The following is a 4,642-nucleotide window of genomic DNA, read 5'->3' as shown; positions in this document are numbered from 1 at the left end:
CCGATGGGGACTTGTCGGCGGAACTTGACGCCCAGCAGATTGCGGTTGCGCAATCGCGACCACAGACAGGCTTCCGCCGGTGTCTGACCCTTGCGCATGATCCGCGCAAGATGACGGTTTTTGTGGACGGATTGTGGCATCCGGCAAGCTCCGGGCTTCCCCCCTCACCCGGCCTGCGGCCACCCTCTCCCAAGGGAGAGGGAAAGTGGGGTACCCCTAGATAGCGCGAAATCACCGACTATCCATGTGACCACGCTCACACCCTTTCCTTCTCCTTGAGGAGAAGGTGCGCGTAGCGCGGATGAGGGGGATATCCCGGTGTCGGCAATGCGACAATCTAGTCGTCGCGCTCGATGCTCAACCGAATGCCATTTGCGTCGGCGGCGTCTCGCAACAGTATGTGATCCCCCAAGGTTGCGCTTCCCGTCATGTGAACAGAGACGCAACGCTCCTGCGTATCCCGCGCGGCTTCAATCACGTCGCGCCAATCCGTCACGGAGCCAGTGCCGGTGACCACTTGTATGCCATTACCGGCAGCACGTAGCTCCAAAGCAGAGTCGCACACACGAGACGCTTGAATTGCGTCCCACACCGGCGCAGCCCCAATCGCGACCAACCCGAGGACAGCGCCAATCACAACGGCCAACACCCATACCAGTGACCGGCCCACAAACGCTGCAATCACATTAACGGGCCTCATCGCCCTACCCCAGCAGCTTCTTCCGCAGAATCTCGTTCACCGCTTTCGGGTTGGCCTTGCCCTGCATCGCTTTCATCACCTGACCGACGAACCAGCCCATCGTCTTGGGCTTGTCCTTGACCTGGGCGGCCTGGTCGGGATTGTCGGCGATGAGCTGGTCGATGACGGCTTCGATGGCGCCGGTATCGGTGACCTGTTTGAGGCCCTTCTCGTCGACAATTTTTGCCGGGTCGCCGCCCTCACTCCACAGGATCTCGAACACATCCTTGGCGATCTTGCCGGAGATGGTGTCATCGGAGATCAGGGCGATCAGACCACCCAGCTGCGCGGCCGAGACCGGGCTTTCGGTGATGTCGAGACCTTCCTTGTTGAGGCGGCCATAGAGCTCGTTATTGACCCAGCTGGAGGCCAGCTTGGCGTCACGGCCCTCGGCGACGATCTCGTAATAATCGGCGCGATCCTTGTCGGCCGACAGGACAGCAGCGTCATAATCCGACAGGCCGAGTTCGGAGACGAGGCGGGCGCGCTTCTGGTCGGGCAGTTCCGGCAGGCCGGCCTTGATCTCGTCGACCCAGGTCTGCTGCAGCTCGAGCGGCAGCAGGTCGGGATCGGGGAAGTAGCGGTAATCGTGGGCTTCTTCCTTGGACCGCATGGACCGGGTCACACCAGTACCGGCGTCGAACAGGCGCGTTTCCTGGTCGATCTTGCCGCCATCCTCGATGATGTCGATCTGGCGCTGGGCCTCATACTCGATCGCCTGGCGGATGAAGCGCAGCGAATTGACGTTCTTGATCTCGCAGCGCGTGCCCAGATGGCTGAAATCACCGGTCTCGCGGAATTTCTCGTACTGGCCGGGGCGGCAGACCGACACGTTCACATCGGCGCGCAGCTGACCCTTCTCCATGTCACCGCCGCACGTGCCCAGATAGCGCAGAATGGTGCGCAGCTTGGCGACATAGGCCGAGGCTTCTTCAGGCGAGCGGATATGCGGGCGCGAGACGATTTCCATCAGGGCGACGCCGGAGCGGTTCAGATCGACATAGGTCGAATTGGGATCAAGATCGTGGATCGACTTGCCAGCATCCTGTTCCAGGTGCAGGCGCTCGATACCGACGGTGAAGCGCGAGCCATCATCGCGCTCGCACTCGATCTCGCCTTCGCCGACGATCGGGAATTGGAACTGGCTGATCTGATAGCCCTGCGGCAGATCGGGGTAGAAGTAATTCTTGCGGTCGAAGCGGGACCAGAGATTGATCTGGGCATTGAGGCCGAGCCCCGTCCGCACCGCCTGTTCGACGACCTTGGCATTGATCACCGGCAGCATGCCCGGCATGGCCGCATCAACCAGCGAGACCTGCGTATTCGGCGCCGCGCCAAACGCGGTAGCGGCTCCGGAGAACAGCTTGGCATTGGAAACCACCTGGGCGTGGATCTCCAGCCCCATGACAACTTCCCAGTCACCGGTCGCGCCCGGCAGGATGTAGCTGTGATCACTCATCTCGATCTTCCTCGTCGTCATCCCATCCGGGACGCTCGTCTTCCGGCGTATTCATCGCCGCAACCAATACCCGGCCCGCCATGGCAACGGTCAGGCCGAAAAACACAAATCCGATCCCGGGCGCCACCAACACCACGGCCCACAGATTGCGGGGCTCAAGCGGGACAATGCCGCGGAAAATCACTGCCGCAGCCAGGATCAGCAGGGCGCCGACGAGAAAACTCGGGCGCGCCAGCTTCATGGCCGGGTGGGCAGGCTCAGTCCTTGCCATTCGACTTGCCCGTGAAACTCATCACCACGGCCCAGACGGCCGCCAGTCCGAAACCGGCCAGCATCAGCCCGAGGGCCAGCTGGACGATAAAGCCAAAGGCCGGAAACGCGCCCCCTGCGAAAGCCTGGCCAACCATGACCCCGCCGGAATAGGCAGTCGGCAGACCAAAGGCGAGACCCAGCACAGCCATCATGATCATGAAGCCGCGATTGGGCTTGGATTCACCGCTCTCCGTCTCACTCATCGTCCTGCTCCCTGGCACTACGCCATTTTTGTCGCCGCCTGGCCTCGGCGACCCGGCTGGTCAGCCGGTCCGAGGCAATCTGCCGGCCCGAGGCCGTCCCGAACCCGGTCCGGATGGCCCAGATCCCGAAAATCGTGCCAAAGCCGACCCCGACTCCCAGGAACGCCATCGATCCGACCAGCAGGCCGAGCACAAAGAGTGCCCCGGCAGCGATCAGAAGAAAGCGTCCCGCCATATATCCGGCCTCAGATCCGACCCGCCGTCATCAGCTCCACCAATTCTCCGGCTTGGCGACGAAGCCGGCCGAATCCTCGATCGCCGCACCGACCTTGAACATGGTTTCCTCGTCCAGCGCCGGGGTGATGATCTGAAGCCCCAGCGGCAGGCCGTCCTTGTCGACACCGGCCGGGACCGACATGGCTGGCAGTCCGGCCAAATTGGCGGTGACGGTGAAGACGTCGTTGAGATACATGGCGATCGGATCGTCCGACTTGGAGCCGAGCTCGAAGGCCGCCGAGGGGGCAGACGGCGTCAGCACGGCATCGACCTTCTCGAAGGCTTGTTCGAAGTCCTGGAGAATGCGCGTGCGAACCTTCTGGGCGCGCAGGTAATAGGCGTCGTAATAGCCGGCCGACAGCACATAGGTACCGATCATGATGCGGCGTTGGACCTCATGGCCGAAACCGGCACCGCGCGTGTTTTCATAGGTCGCGTTGAGATTGGTCCCGTCGACACGATTGCCGTAGCGCATGCCGTCATAGCGGGCCAGGTTGGACGAGGCCTCCGCCGGCGCGACGATGTAATAGGCCGGCAGGGCGTATTTGGTGTGTGGCAGGGAGATGTCGACGATCTCGCAGCCGGCGGCCTTGAGCCAGTCAATGCCCTTTTGCCAGGCCTCATCGATCTCGGCCGGCATGCCATCAACCCGGTATTCCTTGGGAACGCCGATACGAAGCCCTTTCACCGACTGCCCGACCGCCGCAACAAAGTCTGGCACGTCATTCGGCAGCGAGGTCGAATCCTTGGGGTCATGGCCCGACATGGCCTGCAGCATCAGGGCCGAATCCTTCACCGTCTTGGCAAAGGGACCCGGGTGATCAAGTGACGAGGCGAAGGCGACCGTGCCCCAGCGCGAGGTCCGGCCATAGGTGGCCTTCACGCCGACCGTGCCGGTGAAGGCGGCCGGCTGGCGGATTGATCCGCCGGTATCGGTGCCGGTCGAGCCGAAGCACAGATCGGCGGCCACAGCGGCGGCCGAACCACCCGAGGAACCGCCCGGTGTCAGCATCTCGCCATTCGGGCCTTTCCAGGGATTGTTGACCGGGCCGGTATTCGAGGTCTCGTTCGACGAGCCCATGGCGAACTCGTCCATCGAGGTCTTGCACAGGAAGACCCCGCCATGCTCCCAGAGCTTGGCAGTGACGCTCGACTCATAGGTCGGCTTGAAGCCCTTGAGGATGTTCGAGGAGGCTGCCGTATCGACGCCCTCGACCGCGAACAAATCCTTGATCGCCAGCGGTGCGCCCTCGATGAGACCACCCTCGCCCCTGGCGAGCTTCTCGTCCGACGCCTTCGCCATGGCCAGCGTCTTGTCGGCGTCAAAGGCGGTGAAGGCATTCAGCTTGGGCTGCGCGGCTTCGCACAGGGCCAGACCCTCGGTCGCCAGCTCCACGGCGGAAACCTCCCGCGCCTTCAGCTTGGCGGTGATGTCGGACAGGGTGAGTTTGAAAAGCTCGCTCATGACCTACTCCACCGATTTCGGGACGACGAAGAAGCCTTCATCGGACTTCGGGGCATTGGCCAGGACCTTGTCGCGGCAATTGCCGTCGGTGACCACGTCTTCACGCTGCGGCAGCGGGAATTTCACGGGCGTGGTCATCGCTTCGACGCCTTCCACATCCACTTCATTGAGCTGCTCGATCCAGCTCA

Annotated in this window: 7 protein-coding genes; all 7 read right to left on the bottom strand. The window is 62.6% G+C overall.

Translation table 11 applies throughout. The features are described from left to right. Nucleotides 1-140 (bottom strand): DUF559 domain-containing protein (locus QZ266_RS08150; RefSeq protein WP_295693755.1); only part of this gene is annotated, 140 nt, incomplete at its 3' end. A 564-nt stretch (nucleotides 141-704) separates the two neighbouring features. Next, complete coding sequence (gatB, locus tag QZ266_RS08145) at nucleotides 705-2,198, bottom strand: Asp-tRNA(Asn)/Glu-tRNA(Gln) amidotransferase subunit GatB (RefSeq protein WP_295693752.1); 1,494 nt, start codon at nucleotides 2,196-2,198, stop codon at nucleotides 705-707. After that, nucleotides 2,191-2,469 carry a hypothetical protein gene (locus QZ266_RS08140; RefSeq protein ID WP_295693751.1) on the bottom strand — a complete coding sequence of 93 codons (279 nt, stop codon included), beginning with the start codon at nucleotides 2,467-2,469 and terminating at the stop codon, nucleotides 2,191-2,193. The genes gatB and QZ266_RS08140 overlap by 8 nt, the downstream gene beginning before the upstream one ends. Next, nucleotides 2,456-2,713 (bottom strand): hypothetical protein, encoded by a 258-nt coding sequence (locus QZ266_RS08135; protein WP_295693748.1) that lies wholly within the window; start codon nucleotides 2,711-2,713, stop codon nucleotides 2,456-2,458. The genes QZ266_RS08140 and QZ266_RS08135 overlap by 14 nt, the downstream gene beginning before the upstream one ends. After that, nucleotides 2,706-2,948 (bottom strand): hypothetical protein, encoded by a 243-nt coding sequence (locus QZ266_RS08130; RefSeq protein ID WP_295693745.1) that lies wholly within the window; start codon nucleotides 2,946-2,948, stop codon nucleotides 2,706-2,708. Before QZ266_RS08130 ends, QZ266_RS08135 begins: the two co-directional genes overlap by 8 nt. Before the next feature lie 30 nt (nucleotides 2,949-2,978). Then, the gene (gatA, locus tag QZ266_RS08125) at nucleotides 2,979-4,454 is read right to left on the bottom strand and encodes an Asp-tRNA(Asn)/Glu-tRNA(Gln) amidotransferase subunit GatA (protein WP_295693743.1); all 1,476 of its coding nucleotides are present in this window, start codon (nucleotides 4,452-4,454) and stop codon (nucleotides 2,979-2,981) included. A 3-nt stretch (nucleotides 4,455-4,457) separates the two neighbouring features. Then, nucleotides 4,458-4,642, bottom strand: a 185-nt coding sequence (gene gatC / locus QZ266_RS08120) for an Asp-tRNA(Asn)/Glu-tRNA(Gln) amidotransferase subunit GatC (protein WP_295693740.1), incomplete at its 5' end; no start/stop codon positions are given.

Source organism: uncultured Maricaulis sp. (assembly GCF_905480005.1).
In the GTDB taxonomy this organism is placed as follows: Bacteria; Pseudomonadota; Alphaproteobacteria; order Caulobacterales; family Maricaulaceae; genus Maricaulis.
Note: the sequence above shows the minus strand (reverse complement) of the source record. Positions and strands in the feature narration are given on the sequence as shown.